Origin of the sequence: Pseudomonas entomophila, from assembly GCF_029193575.1 — a bacterium.
Taxonomy (GTDB): domain Bacteria; phylum Pseudomonadota; class Gammaproteobacteria; order Pseudomonadales; family Pseudomonadaceae; genus Aquipseudomonas; species Aquipseudomonas entomophila_G.
This window is the reverse complement of record NZ_JARGCS010000024.1, coordinates 96,061-109,251: the sequence shown is the minus strand read 5'-3', so window position 1 is coordinate 109,251 and position 13,191 is coordinate 96,061. Positions and strand designations below refer to the sequence as shown.

At 66.4% G+C, this 13,191-nt stretch carries 13 protein-coding genes; 6 read left to right on the top strand and 7 right to left on the bottom strand.

What is annotated here, in order from left to right:
* Positions 1 to 4: 4 nt before the first annotated feature.
* The 3 genes from P0Y43_RS11675 to P0Y43_RS11665 all read right to left on the bottom strand — a co-directional run bounded on the left by P0Y43_RS11675 (position 5) and on the right by P0Y43_RS11665 (position 3,696).
* Complete coding sequence (locus P0Y43_RS11675) at positions 5 to 874, bottom strand: transporter (protein ID WP_275637417.1); 870 nt, start codon at positions 872 to 874, stop codon at positions 5 to 7.
* A gap of 139 nt (positions 875 to 1,013) precedes the next feature.
* Positions 1,014 to 1,997 (bottom strand): helix-turn-helix transcriptional regulator, encoded by a 984-nt coding sequence (locus P0Y43_RS11670; protein ID WP_275637416.1) that lies wholly within the window; start codon positions 1,995 to 1,997, stop codon positions 1,014 to 1,016.
* A 229-nt stretch (positions 1,998 to 2,226) separates the two neighbouring features.
* On the bottom strand, positions 2,227 to 3,696 hold the full coding sequence (locus P0Y43_RS11665) for an aldehyde dehydrogenase family protein (protein ID WP_275637415.1): 1,470 nt from the start codon (positions 3,694 to 3,696) through the stop codon (positions 2,227 to 2,229).
* A 200-nt stretch (positions 3,697 to 3,896) separates the two neighbouring features.
* Between P0Y43_RS11665 and P0Y43_RS11660 the strand changes: the two genes are divergently transcribed.
* The 6 genes from P0Y43_RS11660 to P0Y43_RS11635 all read left to right on the top strand — a co-directional run bounded on the left by P0Y43_RS11660 (position 3,897) and on the right by P0Y43_RS11635 (position 7,752).
* Positions 3,897 to 4,646: a class II aldolase and adducin N-terminal domain-containing protein gene (locus tag P0Y43_RS11660; RefSeq protein WP_275637414.1), complete on the top strand. Its 750-nt coding sequence runs from the start codon at positions 3,897 to 3,899 to the stop codon at positions 4,644 to 4,646.
* A gap of 29 nt (positions 4,647 to 4,675) precedes the next feature.
* Positions 4,676 to 5,614 (top strand): choline ABC transporter substrate-binding protein, encoded by a 939-nt coding sequence (gene choX, locus P0Y43_RS11655; protein WP_275637413.1) that lies wholly within the window; start codon positions 4,676 to 4,678, stop codon positions 5,612 to 5,614.
* Positions 5,615 to 5,981: 367 nt separating this feature from the next.
* Positions 5,982 to 6,233 (top strand): hypothetical protein, encoded by a 252-nt coding sequence (locus tag P0Y43_RS11650; protein ID WP_275637412.1) that lies wholly within the window; start codon positions 5,982 to 5,984, stop codon positions 6,231 to 6,233.
* Between the two features lie 344 nt (positions 6,234 to 6,577).
* Positions 6,578 to 6,820, top strand: coding sequence for a hypothetical protein (locus P0Y43_RS11645; RefSeq protein WP_275637411.1), 243 nt, complete (start codon positions 6,578 to 6,580; stop codon positions 6,818 to 6,820).
* 349 nt (positions 6,821 to 7,169) lie between these two features.
* The gene (locus P0Y43_RS11640; RefSeq protein ID WP_275637410.1) at positions 7,170 to 7,412 is read left to right on the top strand and encodes a hypothetical protein; all 243 of its coding nucleotides are present in this window, start codon (positions 7,170 to 7,172) and stop codon (positions 7,410 to 7,412) included.
* Positions 7,413 to 7,482: 70 nt separating this feature from the next.
* Entirely contained in the window at positions 7,483 to 7,752 is a 270-nt protein-coding gene (locus tag P0Y43_RS11635) for a DUF3077 domain-containing protein (protein ID WP_275637409.1), read from the top strand.
* A gap of 20 nt (positions 7,753 to 7,772) precedes the next feature.
* Here the strand turns inward: P0Y43_RS11635 and P0Y43_RS11630 are convergent, their stop codons facing one another.
* The 4 genes from P0Y43_RS11630 to rocD all read right to left on the bottom strand — a co-directional run bounded on the left by P0Y43_RS11630 (position 7,773) and on the right by rocD (position 13,187).
* Positions 7,773 to 8,810 carry a GlxA family transcriptional regulator gene (locus P0Y43_RS11630; protein ID WP_275637408.1) on the bottom strand — a complete coding sequence of 346 codons (1,038 nt, stop codon included), beginning with the start codon at positions 8,808 to 8,810 and terminating at the stop codon, positions 7,773 to 7,775.
* A 111-nt stretch (positions 8,811 to 8,921) separates the two neighbouring features.
* Positions 8,922 to 10,583, bottom strand: a complete 1,662-nt coding sequence (locus P0Y43_RS11625; RefSeq protein ID WP_275637407.1) for a choline dehydrogenase — start codon at positions 10,581 to 10,583, stop codon at positions 8,922 to 8,924.
* 31 nt (positions 10,584 to 10,614) lie between these two features.
* Entirely contained in the window at positions 10,615 to 11,778 is a 1,164-nt protein-coding gene (locus P0Y43_RS11620; protein ID WP_275637406.1) for an aromatic ring-hydroxylating oxygenase subunit alpha, read from the bottom strand.
* A 218-nt stretch (positions 11,779 to 11,996) separates the two neighbouring features.
* The gene (rocD, locus tag P0Y43_RS11615) at positions 11,997 to 13,187 is read right to left on the bottom strand and encodes an ornithine--oxo-acid transaminase (protein WP_275637405.1); all 1,191 of its coding nucleotides are present in this window, start codon (positions 13,185 to 13,187) and stop codon (positions 11,997 to 11,999) included.
* Between the last annotated feature and the right edge of the window lie 4 nt (positions 13,188 to 13,191).

Below are 13,191 nucleotides of genomic sequence, written 5' to 3'. Positions count from 1 at the left end.
GTCCTCAGAACACGTGGACGAAGCGCAACAGGAGGTTGTTCTGGACGAAGGCGTTGTCGCTGGCCACGTTGCGTGTCAAACCCAGCAGCACCTGGTTACTGCGGTCCAGCCAGTGGCCGACTTCGAAACCGACCTGGGTATAGCGTTGATGGGTATCGTCGATCGCATTGCCGTTGATCTTCAGTTCACCACCGTCGGCATGAATCAGGCGAAGTGCGCCATACGTGGCAGGGGTGAAGTCGTAAGAGGCGAATGCCTGCAGGCGGTAGAGGGGCTTCTGCTCGAAGTCGACGCCGTAGTAGTCATCGTTCTTGCCGTAGAGCTGGGCTTCAAGGTTGGCCTCGAGCACCCACTTCTCGCCAACGCCCTGGGTGTAGTTGTAGTTGAACGTCAGGCCCCAGCGGTTGGTGCCTGGCGACACATCCGGGTTGCGCCCGTGATACTCACCGACCGGCACGCTGAGCATGGTCAGCAGGCCGCTGTAGGTGCGTGACTGGGGGTCGTTGATGAAGAACAACGTGCCGCCGATCTGCGGGTCGCCGATGCCGCGCTCATGGGCGCTGCCGTTCGCCCCGGGCAGGCGTGCATCGATGTCGACGTAGGGCACGACGAACTGAGGCGTGCACAGCGTGCCGCACAGGTCACTGAACCAGATCTGGCGATAGACCAGCGCGTTGACCGAGAGGTCGGCGTGCTTGTCACTGCCGTTAGCGCCGCGGAATTCATTGGCCCGCGTGACCGGCAGATAAACGATGGCAGCGCTGGTCCCTGCAGGCGCCGAGAAGAAGTCCCGAGCGTTGAAGTCAGCCGCCTGGGCATTGCCCAGGACGAGGACTCCAACGATCGATAGCAATTGCACGCAACGGTACAGCATGGGAGTGATCCTCTGTCGAGTTATCGTGGTGGTGGCAATCGGCAGGCAAATCTTCCCCAACCCCGCTGTCATGGACGGCGGGCGGGTCTGAAAACGGTTCAGTGGAGGGTTGGGTTACAACGGGTAGGGACGAACAGGGCTAGCTGAGGGGGGGATGCAACAGGTGTGCGATACCGGCCTTGCCGTTGACGCCCAGCTTGCCGTAGATGCTTCGGATATGGTGGCGAACGGTATTGGGCGCCAGGCCCAGGTCACGGGCGATTTCCTTGTAGGTACTGCCACCTCCGAAACGCTTGGCCACGGCCTCTTCGCGCGCACTGAGCTGCGCCAGGGCCGAGCAGGGGTGGGCGATCAGCAGGTACAGGTCACCGACCTGGCTGGAATCGACGATCAGGCGACGCCCATGGTAGCCGCCGGGGCTGACCTCCCGGGGCAGGCGCGGCCCGCTCCAGTCGGGGTACTCGACCAGCAAGCGCTGGACGAAGCCGCGCTCGGCGTAGTGCAGGATGCCCTGGCGGTCGCAGATGGCCACGGACAGGGTATTGGGCCCATCCAGGGTCTCGCGCAGCGCGACCAGGGCACGCACCTGGCTGACACCTTCGGCGGCGACCAGGTGCGGCATCAGATGATCGAGCAATAACTGGTCGGTCGCCGTGAACGGCGCATCCGTGGCCTTGCGGTAGAGCGTCAGGTGCTCCCTGAGCTGGGTCTGCAGGTCGATATGGATGACGCAGAGGAATTCCCCGAAAGCGTACTTCTGCCCCAGCCAACGAAGGCCCGCTGGCGTCTCCTGGGCCTGGCTGTCGATAACGACCGAGCGCCCAGGGTTGGCATGCACGAGGGACACGGTGATGTCCTGCTCACGGATCGACAGCCAATCGTCCACGTAAGCCTCGGGGAGCTGGAATAGGTGGCTACTGTGCTCTTCCGGCAGGCCGTCGATCACGGCGGCACGCCCCCACCAGGCCTTGTCGAAACCGACCAGCCCTTGCAAGCGCAGCAACGCCTGGCGGTGGAAGTTCGACAGCGGCTCGTCCTGTGCCAGCCGTTGCAGCTCAAGCGCCAAAGCGTTGAACGCGGCAAGATGGCTGGCACGGATGCAATGATCATCATGGGTGCTCATGGCAAATACCTGGCTGCGACTTTGTTATTTTTATGTGAACCGTCAGGCGGTTCCCAGTCATCAGTGAGCGGCCACGTTTGAAGGGCAGGGCCTGAAACGAGTATCTCCAAGGAAATGGACGACGGCTATCCTACAGATGCAGGATAACCCCGGAGGCGCAATGCCTTGTGAGGCGTCGCCGCTTTTTCGATGTGTGGATAGGCTGCGGCGAGGTCGCCGCCGCCCCAGTTCACCCAAACCAGCCCAGCCCCTGCGGCTCACAGTTCAGGTACACATGCTTCACCTCGCTGAACTCCTCCAGCCCCGCCAGCGACAGCTCACGCCCGATCCCACTGGCCTTGAAGCCCCCCCACGGCGCCTGGGGAAACGCCGCGTTGTAGTCGTTGATCCATAGCGTCCCGACCCGCAACCGCCGCGCCAGGCGGTTGGCCCGTGCCAGGTCGCGGGTCCAAACGCCCGCGGCCAGCCCATAGACCGTGTCGTTGGCCAGCCGCAGCGCCTGCTCTTCCCCTTCGAAACGCTCCACGGTGATCACCGGCCCGAAGATCTCCTCACGGGCGATACCCATGCCCGCATGCACCTCGGTCAGCAACGTCGGCCGTAGCCAGAACCCCTGCTCGAACCGCGCCCCGGCAGGCACCACGCCGCCCGCACGCAACCGCGCGCCCTCCCCCTGCGCCGCCTGGACCAGCGCCAGCACCCGCTCACGATGCGCCGCCGAAATCAACGGCCCCATCTGCGTATGCGCATCGAAGCCATCGCCCAGCACGATCGCCTCGATACGCGCCGCCAGGCGCTCGACGAAGGCGTCGTGGATCGACGCCTCCAGCAACAACCGCGAGCCCGCCGAACACACCTGCCCGGCATTGAAGAACACCGCGTTCAGCGCTTGGTCCAGCGCCACGTCCAGGTCGGCATCGGCGAACACGATGTTCGGGTTCTTGCCCCCTAGCTCCAGCGCCACGCGCTTGAAGTTGCCACTGGCCGCGCACATCACCTTGGCCCCCGCCGCCGCGCCACCGGTGAACGACACCAGGTCGACACGCGGGCTGGCCGCCAGTTGCCCGCCCACGGCGCCGTCGCCGCACACCAGGTTGAACACCCCCGGCGGCAGCGGCAGCGCCGCCAGCAGCTCGGCCAGACGCAAGGCGGTCAGCGGCGTCAGCTCGCTGGGCTTGAGCACCACCGTGTTGCCCGCCGCCAGCGCCGGGGCGAGCTTCCAGGCAGTCTGCAGCAGCGGGTAGTTCCACGGCACGATCAACGCGCACACGCCCACCGGTTCGTGCCGCGCCAGGCTGATGACGTGCGCCGGGGCGTGAGGGTGGGCCTGGTCGGTGCGCGCTTCGAGCAGGCCGGCGTAGTAGCGGAAGGTCGCCGCCACGCAGGCGATGTCCGCCTCGCTTTCACCGAGGGTCTTGCCGGTGTTGAGGGTTTCCAGGCGCGCCAGCTGCGCGGCGTCCGCGTCGATGGCCGTGGCCAGGCGCAACAACAGGGCGCTGCGCTCGGTGGCCGGCAGCTGCGGCCAGGGGCCGTGGTCGAAGGCCTCGCGGGCGGCGGCTATCGCGGCCTCGACCTCCTCGCTGCCGGCATCGGCCACGTGGGCCAGCGGCGCCTCGCTGGCCGGGTTGACGATGGCGCGCTGGCGCCCGTTGCGCGCGGCGCACCATTGCCCGGCGATGAACAGTTGCTTGTCTGACACGCGGCCTCTCCTCTGTTCTGAATGGCTCTGGCCCCACCATAGCCAGGCGCCCACGCGCGACTTGATCGAATGCGACACGCCACCCCGCCGCCGAATAACGACAACCCAGGTCGCATCGCATCAAGTCGCCCGCCGCCGCGTCCCTAGACTCGAAGGTACCGACAGCGCCCGCGAAGGGTGCCCGACACCGAGGACCCGCCATGCACCACGACCCCATCGCCTTCCCCGAGGCGCATGCGCAGGCACGCGCCGAGCTCGCCTGCGCCTTTCGCTGGGCCGCCCGCCTGGGCCTGCACGAGGCCATCGCCAACCACTTCAGCCTGGCGGTGTCCGACGATGGCCGGCGCTTTTTGATCAACCCCTATGGCCGGCATTTCTCGCGCGTGCGTGCCAGCGACCTGCTGCTGCTCGACGCCGACGACCCCGCCGCGCTGCAACGCCCGGACGCCCCGGACATCACCGCCTGGGCCCTGCACGGCGCGCTGCACCGCCAGCACCGCCACGCGCGCTGCATCCTGCACGTGCACTCGAAGTACGCCACCGCGCTGGCGTGCCTGGCCGACGCGCGCCTGCCACCGATCGAGCAGAACGCCATGCGCTTTTTCGAGCGCGTGGCCATCGACGAGGGGTTCGACGGCATGGGCCTGGGCGACGAGGCCGAACGTGTCGCCCGGCTGCTGGGTGACAAGCCGATCCTGCTGATGGGCAACCACGGCGTGCTGGTGGCCGCGCCCAGCGTGGCCCAGGCGTTCGACGACCTGTACTACTTCGAGCGCGCCTGCGAGCTGTACCTCACCGCGCTTTCCACCGGCCGCCCGTTGCGCATCGCCAGCGACGAGGTGGCGCGCAAGACCGCGCGCCAGTGGCAGGACTACCCGGATTTCGCGGTGCGCCACTTCGCCGCGTTGCAGCAGATCCTCGACCAGGAAGAACCCGACTACCGCACCTGACCACCCCCGCCCCCCCAGGAGTCACGCGCATGCCCCAGCACAGCCTGATCGCCGCCACGCTGCTCGCAGCGTCCATCGCCACCGCCCAGGCCGCCGAACCCGCGGCCTGCAAGACGGTGAACTTCGCCGAGGTCGGCTGGGCCGACATCGCCGCCACCACCGGCCTCGCCACCACGGTGCTGCAGGGCCTGGGCTACCAGACCAAGACGCAGATGCTGTCGATCCCGGTGGCCTACCAGGCCATGGAGATGAACAACATCGACGTCTACCTCGGCGCCTGGATGCCGTCGATGGCGGTGATCGCCAAGCCGTTCCTCGACAGCGGCAAGGTCGAGCGGGTGCGCACCAACCTGGTCGGCGCCAAGTACACCCTGGCCGTGCCGGACTACGCCTACGACGCGGGGCTCAAGGACTTCAAGGACATCGCGAGCTTTCGCGAACCGTTGCAGGGGCGCCTTTACGGCATCGAGGCTGGCAACGACGGCAACCAGATCATCCAGGGCATGATCGACAAGGACGCACATGGCTTGAAGGGCTTCCGCCTGGTCGACTCCAGCGAGGCCGGCATGCTCGTGGAAGTGCGCCGCGCGGTGCGTGCACGCAAGCCGATCGTGTTCCTGGCCTGGGAGCCGCACCCGATGAACACCCAGCTGTCGATGCGCTACCTGAGCGGCGGCGATGCCGAGTTCGGGCCGGACTACGGCGCGGCGGTGGTCGACACCCATACCCGCAAGGGCTATGGTGCGCAGTGCCCGAACGTGGCGATGCTGCTCAAGCAGTTGGAGTTCCAGCTGGGGATGGAGAACCAGATCATGGGCGCGATCCTCAACGACAAGCAGAAGCCGGCGCTGGCCTCGCGTGAGTGGCTGGTGCGCAACCCGCAGGTGCTGGACGGTTGGCTGGCGGGGGTGACCACCTTCGACGGGCAGCCGGGGGTGCCGGCGGTGCGGCGGTACCTGGGGTTGTAGGTATAGGCATTCGGCGATGACCCTGAAGGAGCGGGCTTGTCCCGCGATAGCGCCAGCCGCAACAACCACGTCGCCTGGATGGACGCCATCGCGGGGCAAGTAGGATCGCCGCACCGCCGCTCCTACAGGTGCGGCGCCGCCTTCAGATTCGGCGGTGTACCTGGAGCGGGCTTGCCTCGCGATGACGCCAGCCTTCACAACACGGAAACACGCCCGTTCCCAGGCCCCTTTAGCAGCGCCACCCATCCTCCAAAAAAGAAACTTCCCACAACAAAACCAGACCCAGCCGAATGTACGAACAACTTCCCGCCCGCCATCGTCCGCGCCTTGCGGAGACAGCCCACAAGGCGACCAAAGGGAAGTGTGCATGCAAGCAGAACTCTATCTAGTCCTCTATGCGTTGATCGCAGGCACCCTGGCTGACTGGGCATGCCAGTCCAAAACGTTGCGACGCATGCTCTATGTCGTGTTTATGACAACCGGTATCACCACCTGCTCTCAATTGGGCGCTCGTGAGGTCATGCACTTGGATGGTGGGCTCTGGGCGATTTTTTTCACGGTGATCGCCACGCGGTTGCTCTTCAGGCGATCTAACTATTTCGGGCGGGGCCGGGAGTAACCGGGTGTCCTGAATCGCCTAGGCCCCGCGATGGCGGCCTCGCATTTCTTACAGGATTTCTAAGGCTTTCCTTATTCCTTGTAGGCCATTTCCCAGACATACTTTCAGGCCCTTTGAGCCATTGCGGTGGTCTGGGTTGGCTTCTAGTCTCCGGCGGTCGTTGCGAATCAACGACCGGCTTTGACAGGCCGACTAGAAAATCTCACGGCTTGCCTCATATGGCGGCTGTGCGTGGGGCACTTCGTGTGCGCCGGGTTTTAGGTTTTCTACCGGTCTGTCAACCCATGCACAGCTGCCACCCTTTGTTTGACAGCGAACTGTGGTTGCCTCCTTGGAGAAAACCAATGCTGAAGATAGTCCCCGACCCACCCCACAATCATCACTCCCTCGAAGACACCCTCATCCAGGCCAGCGAATACGCCCTGTGCGCATTGACCGTGGCGCATCAGGCGATCCTGCTACAGCCCAAGACCCCGGCCTCCATCCTGATGATGGCGTCGATGCATAAAGTCGAAGCGCTGCGTGTGTTGCTCGAATCGGCGCTGATCCAGGTGCAGATGCCTGTGGTTTCGCAGGTGCGGCATTAGGTTATGCATCGTCTGCGCGATGGCGACCCCGCATTTCTTACAGGATTTCTAAGGCTTTCCTTATTCCTTGTAGGCCATTTCCCAAACATACTTTCAGGCCCTTTGAGCCATTGCGGTGGTCTGGGTTGGCTTCTAGTCTCCGGCGGTCGTTGCGAAATCAGCGACCGGCTTTGACAGGCCGACTTGAACAAAACCGCATGGCTTTGCCTTTCATGGCGGCTGTGCGTGGGGCACCTCGTGTGCGCCGGTTTTTGGTTCTGTTCACCGGTCTGTCAACCCATGCACAGCCGCCACCTTCTTGTTTGACAGCATGCGGTGGTGGTCCTCATTTAAGAACAGGACAATTACCATGCTGAAGATAGTCCCCGACCCACCCCACCATCATCACTCCCTCGAAGACACCCTCATCCAGGCCAGCGAATACGCCCTGTGCGCATTGACCGTGGCGCATCAGGCGATCCTGCTGCAGCCCAAGGCCCCGGCCGCGATCCTGATGATGGCGTCGATGCATGAAGTCGAAGCGCTGCGTGTGTTGCTTGAATCGGCGCTGATCCAGGTGCAGATGCCCGCGGTTTCGCAGGTGCGGCATTAGGTTATGCATCGTCTGCGCGGCCCCGCGATAGGGCCCGCACAGGCAACAGAAAGTCCAGGGAGACCAAACCATGACCAACGACGACACCCCGCAGAAAACCACCGTCGGCAAGACCAAGTTCTACCAGGGCGAGGGCATGACCCAACCGCTGTTCTGCATCGAACCTGGCATCCCCTGCCAGCACGCCCGCGAGCAGGCCTCGGAGCTGATGGGCTACGTGCGCGACATGACCCTCAGCGGCGTGCTGGACAACAACCCCCAACTGGTCTGGGCCTCGCACTACCTCAGCGCCCTGGCAAAGGCGCTGATGGATGACGCCGAGCTGGGCATGATGCACTGACCCCCTCGCGAAAAGCCCCTCTAGTACGGCAGGTGCGGCCGGTCATGCGCCAACGGCTGGCGCATCACCGGCGCGCCCAGCACCTGCGAGCGGTCATTGCTCGGCGCACAGCCGAACTTGGCGCGGTACGCCCGGGAGAAATGCTCCAGCGACCCAAACCCCGCGCTCGCCGCCACCTGGGCCACGCTCATGCGGGTCTGCTGCAACAGGTTGTGCGCCCGCGCCAGGCGCAGGCTCAGGTAATACTTCAACGGCGTCAGCCCGGTGTGCTGCATGAACTGGCGCTCCAGCTGGCGCCGCGACAACGACACCCGCTCGGCGATCGCCTCGCAGCTCAGCGGTTCCTCCAGGTGCTGCTCCATCAGCTCGATGGCGCGGCCCATCTTGCCGGCCTGGCGGCGATACCCCTCCCCCTGCGCCACCTGCGGCTCGCGCACCTGCTCGATCAGCATGTGCATCGCCACCTCGCGCGCCAGGTTGCCGCCGGCCAGGTTGTCCAGCCAGTTCAGCACCATGTCCAGCACCGCCGTGGCCCCTGCGCAGGTCAGCCGCCGACGCCCCAGGGAATACAGCTGCGCGCAGGCCTGCACCCGTGGGTAGCTTTCCTGGAAGCCCTGCAAGTTGTCCCAATGCACGGCCGCCGGGTGGCCGTCCAGGGCGCCCGCGGCGGCGAGCAGCTCGGTGCCGGTCTCGATGCCCACCAGCACCGCGCCGAACGCCGCCTGGCGCTTGATCCAAGCCTTCAGCGCCGGGTTGCGCGCGTGGCGGTGCACGTCGAAGCTGGCGATCACCACGCAGGCGTCGAACTCCGGCGACTCGCCGATGCCCGCCTGGGCGCTGGCCAGCAGGCCGTTGCTGGCTGGCACCGGCTGGCCGTCCACCGACAGCAGCGTCCACTGGAACAGGCTGCGCTGGGCCAGCCAGTTGGCGATCGACAGCGGCTCGATCAGCGCCGCCAGGCCAAAGTTGGAAAACGACGGCAACAGCAGGATGCCGATGCGCACGGGAGGGCTGGCGGGGCCCTGCCAGTCGAGGCTGGGCGTTTCGGTTCGGTTCATGGTTCACCCGGCTAGGCAATGGGCCGCGACTGCATCGGTCGCGGCCTCGTTCATAGAATAGGCCCGCTGGGCGCATGCAAGCGCAGCGGGCCGGGTGTTGGCAAGCGCCTTTCAGCGCTGGCGCTCGCGCCAGTGCGGGTGAATCCACACCGGGGCATCGTTGGCCGGCAACGGCGCCTGGCCACGGATCAGGTCGCTGGCCTTCTCGGCGATCATCACCGTCGGCGCGTTGGTGTTGCCGCTGACGATCTGCGGCATGATCGACGCATCGACCACCCGCACGCCACGCAGCCCATGCACGCGCAGCTGCGGGTCGACCACTGCCTCGGGATCGTGCGCCGGGCCCATCTTGCAGGTGCCGCTGGCGTGGTAGCCGGTCTCGGTGACGCGCCGTGCCCAGGCGTCGAGCTGGGCGTCGCTGACCTGGTCGGCGCCGGGCACCAACTCGTCGCCGGCGTAGGCGCGCATCGCCGGCTGGGCGAGGATCTCGCGCACCAGCCGGGCACCGGCGCGCATGTCGGCGCGGTCGCGTTCAGTGCTCAGGTAGTTGAACAGGATGCGCGGCGCCTGGTGCGGGTCGGCGCTGGTTAGGCTGACGCTGCCCAGGCTGGTCGGTCGCATCAGGTCGATGTGCACCTGGAAGGCATGCTCCGGCACCAGGTCGACACTGCCCGGCTGCACCGCCAGCGGCATGAAGGTCAGCTGCAGGTCGGGGAACTCCACGCCGGCCCGCGAACGGATGAACGCCCCAGCCTCGAAGTGGTTGCTGGCCGCCAGGCCGTCATGGGTGGCGAACCAGCGCGCACCGATCAGCCACTTGCCGGGCGCGCGGGTCCACGGGTAGATCGACACTGGCTGCTTGCAGCGGTACTGCACCACGGTGTCGGGGTGGTCGTTCAGGCGCTGGCCGACCCCAGGTACGTCGCGCACCAGCGGGATGCCCAGGCGCTCCAGCTCACGCGCCGGGCCGATGCCCGAGAGCATCAGCAGTTGCGGCGAGTTGATCGCCCCGGCGCTGAGCAGCACCTCACGGGTGACACGCACCTCGCGCAGCGCGCCGTCCATCTCATACTCCACGCCGTAGGCGCGGTCGCCATCGAACAAGATGCGCCGGCTCAGCGCCGAAGTCGCCACGCTGACGTTGCCGCCCTTGAGCGCCTCGCCCAAGTAACCACGCGCAGTGCTCCAGCGCTTGCCGTCGCGGGTGGTGCGGTCGACCGGGCCGAAGCCTTCCTGGCGCTGGCCATTGAGGTCGTGGCTGACGCCATAGCCGGCCTGCACGCCGGCCTGGATGAACGCCTGGCACAACGGCGGCGAGGTGTCGCCGGGGGTGACGTGCAGCAGCCCGGCGCCGCCCCGGTAGGCGTCGGCACCGCCCTGGTGGTGCTGCGCGCGGATGAAGTACGGTAGCACCTCGCGGTAGCTCCAGCCCTCGCAGCCGCCCTCGGCCCAGCCGTCGTAGTCGCGGGCATGGCCACGGATGTAGACCATGCCGTTGATCGACGACGAACCGCCCAGGGTGCGCCCGCGCGGGGTGCCGATGCGCCGGCCGTCGAGGCCCGGCTCCGGCTCGCTGGTGTAGTGCCAGTTGAAGCGCGTGCCGCCGACCACGATGCCCACCGCCGAGGGCATGTCGATGGTCCAGCTGGCGTCCGGCGGGCCGGACTCCAGCACCAGGATGCGCAGCGCCGGGTCTTCGCCCAGGCGCTTGGCCAATACGCAGCCGGCCGAGCCGGCGCCAATGATCACGTAGTCGTATTCATGCCCGAGCATAGGGCTCTCCCATGACGAGAAGGCGCGAGGGTCAGCGGCCGGCGGCGAGGCCGTCGAACACCAGCTTGTGGAAGTGGTGCACCAGGTGCTCGCTCTCGTTGCTGCGCTCGGCGTCGATCATGTAGCGGCCCTGGTCGTAGCCGAGTGAGCGCAGGCCCTTCTGCACGCTGATGTTGAGCTCGATGTCCTCGGGGCCGAGGTCTTCGTTCATCCACTTCATGCAGGCGTGGGAGACCTCCGGCACCTGCTCGTGCGGGCTGTAGTAGCCAAAGCGCAGCAGCGAGCGCTCGGCGTCCAGCGGGATCATGATGAAGGTGCCGAGGAACTCGGAATACGGGAAGGTGTAGAAGGTGTTGTTGGGCCACAGGCCGATGTTGAAGAAGCGCTCGTCGGGGTTGCGCGCGCCGCTGAGCTTCACGCCGTAGGCGGCGTCGGCCTGCAGGTTGGCCGGGGCGATGTAGGTCCACCAGTTGTCGCGCTTGGTCAGGCGGTAGCCCTTGAAGTCGATGAGCTTGGCCAGGTCGATGTGGCAGGGGCCGGAGAGCTTGAAGTGGTAGCCCTCGATGGAGTTGTCCATGATCACCTTCCAGTTGGCCGGCACGATCACGTCCTGCTCCTCGATCAGGCGCATCTGGCCCAGGTTGGGGAACACCGCGCGCATCTGTTCGTCGGCACCGGGGAACAGCTCGGCCAGCGACGGCGCGCTGGCGTCGAAGTTGAAGTAGACGAAGCCGCCGAGTTCCTCGACGCGCACCTTGGGGATGTTGAACTGCTGCTTGTCGAAGGCGATCAGCCGCTCGCTGCGCGGGGCGCTGCGCAGGCTGCCGTCCATCTCGTAGCACCAGGAGTGGTAGGCGCAACGCAGCACGTGGGTGTCGGTGCCGCGGCGGGTTTCCAGCAGGCGGTTGCCGCGGTGCTGGCAGACGTTGTGGAAGGCGTTGAGCTGGCCATCCTTGCCACAGGCCACCACCACGCTCTGGTCGAAGATGTCGCAAACCACGTATTGCCCGGGTTCGGCGAATTCGTTGCGGTGGCCGGCCAGGTGCCAGGCGCTCATGAAGATGCGGTCGCGCTCGGCGGCGAAGATCTGCTCGTCGAAGAAGTAGCGAGACGGCAGGGTGAAGGCGGTTTCAGGGCGCTGCTCGGCCCAGTTGGCGGTGGAACTGGCGTGCTTGATCTGATCGACGGACTGCATGGCGGGTCTCCTCCCAGACGCTGCCCCTTGGTGGGTTCGGGGCTTGCTTGGGAGTCAATCTAGGGGAGACCGGGCGGGGGGAATTGATGGAAAGCGACAACCTGTGACGGCCTGACAGTCAGCCTGTGCATCTGGCCCTGTCGCGGGGAAAGCCCGCTCCACAAGGACTGCATTGCCCTTTGTGGGAGCGGGCTGGCCCCGCGAGGGGGCCGCCCGCCTCAGCCGACCAGTACCTGCTGGATGCGCTCCAGCCCCCAGTCCAGCTCCTCGCGGCTGATGCACAGCGGCGGCGCGATGCGCAGCACGGTCTCGTGGGTTTCCTTGGCCAGCACGCCCAGCGCCATCAGCGCCTCGCAGTAAGGCCGCGCCGGGCGGTCCAGCTCGACCCCGACCCACAGCCCACGGCCACGGATATCACGCACGAACGGCACGGCCATCTCACGCAGGCGCTGTTGCAGGTAGGCGCCAAGCTCGGCGCTGTTCTGCGCCAGTTGCTCGTCTTCCAGCACGCGCAGCGCCTCCAGCCCCACCGCCGCCGCCAGCGGGTTGCCGCCGAAGGTCGAACCATGGCTGCCCGGGTCGAACAGGTCCATCAGCGCGCGGCTGGCGATGAACGCCGACACCGGCAGGATGCCGCCACCCAGCGCCTTGCCGACGATCAGCCCGTCCGGGCGAATGCCCTCGTGCTCGAAGGCGAAGGTCTTGCCGGTGCGGCCCAGCCCCGACTGGATCTCGTCGAGGATCAACAAGGTATTGGTGCTGTCGCACAGCTCGCGCAACTGGCGCAGGAAGCCCTGCGGCGGCACGCGGATGCCCGCCTCGCCCTGGATCGGCTCGATCAGCACGGCGCAGGTCTCAGGCCCGATGGCCGCGCGGAAGCTGTCGATGTCGCCGAAGGTGGCGGTGTCGAAGCCGTCGCAGAACGGCCCGAAGCCATCCTTGTACTGCGGCTCGGTGGAGAAGCCGACGATGGTGCTGGTCCGGCCGTGGAAGTTGTCGGTGGCGGTGACGATGCGCGCGCGGTCACGGGCGATGCCCTTGACCCGGTAGCCCCAGCGGCGCGCCGCCTTGATCGCGGTTTCCACCGCCTCGGCGCCGCTGTTCATTGGCAGCGCGGCGTCGAAACCGGAAATCTTGCACAGCGCTTCGAGGAAGTCGCCGAGGGTCTCGGAGTGGAACGCCCGCGACACCACGCTGACTTTCTGCAGCTGCTCGATGGCCGCCGCGACGATGCGCGGGTGGGCGTGGCCGTGGCTCACCGCCGAGTAGGCGGACATCATGTCCAGGTAACGCTTGCCGTCGCAGTCCTCCACCCAGGCCCCACGCCCGCGGGCGATGGCCACGGGCAGCGGCGTGTAGTTGTTGGCCCCGAACGCCTGTTCGCGGCCGATGATGCTTTCAATGTTCATGATG

Coding starts and splice junctions, on each gene's coding strand:
- P0Y43_RS11675 (WP_275637417.1), bottom strand. CDS start 874: ATGCTGTACCGTTGCGTGCAATTGCTATCGATCGTTGGAGTCCTCGTC.
- P0Y43_RS11670 (WP_275637416.1), bottom strand. CDS start 1,997: ATGAGCACCCATGATGATCATTGCATCCGTGCCAGCCATCTTGCCGCG.
- P0Y43_RS11660 (WP_275637414.1), top strand. CDS start 3,897: ATGCACCACGACCCCATCGCCTTCCCCGAGGCGCATGCGCAGGCACGC.
- choX (WP_275637413.1), top strand. CDS start 4,676: ATGCCCCAGCACAGCCTGATCGCCGCCACGCTGCTCGCAGCGTCCATC.
- P0Y43_RS11650 (WP_275637412.1), top strand. CDS start 5,982: ATGCAAGCAGAACTCTATCTAGTCCTCTATGCGTTGATCGCAGGCACC.
- P0Y43_RS11645 (WP_275637411.1), top strand. CDS start 6,578: ATGCTGAAGATAGTCCCCGACCCACCCCACAATCATCACTCCCTCGAA.
- P0Y43_RS11640 (WP_275637410.1), top strand. CDS start 7,170: ATGCTGAAGATAGTCCCCGACCCACCCCACCATCATCACTCCCTCGAA.
- P0Y43_RS11635 (WP_275637409.1), top strand. CDS start 7,483: ATGACCAACGACGACACCCCGCAGAAAACCACCGTCGGCAAGACCAAG.
- P0Y43_RS11630 (WP_275637408.1), bottom strand. CDS start 8,810: ATGAACCGAACCGAAACGCCCAGCCTCGACTGGCAGGGCCCCGCCAGC.
- P0Y43_RS11625 (WP_275637407.1), bottom strand. CDS start 10,583: ATGCTCGGGCATGAATACGACTACGTGATCATTGGCGCCGGCTCGGCC.
- P0Y43_RS11620 (WP_275637406.1), bottom strand. CDS start 11,778: ATGCAGTCCGTCGATCAGATCAAGCACGCCAGTTCCACCGCCAACTGG.
- rocD (WP_275637405.1), bottom strand. CDS start 13,187: ATGAACATTGAAAGCATCATCGGCCGCGAACAGGCGTTCGGGGCCAAC.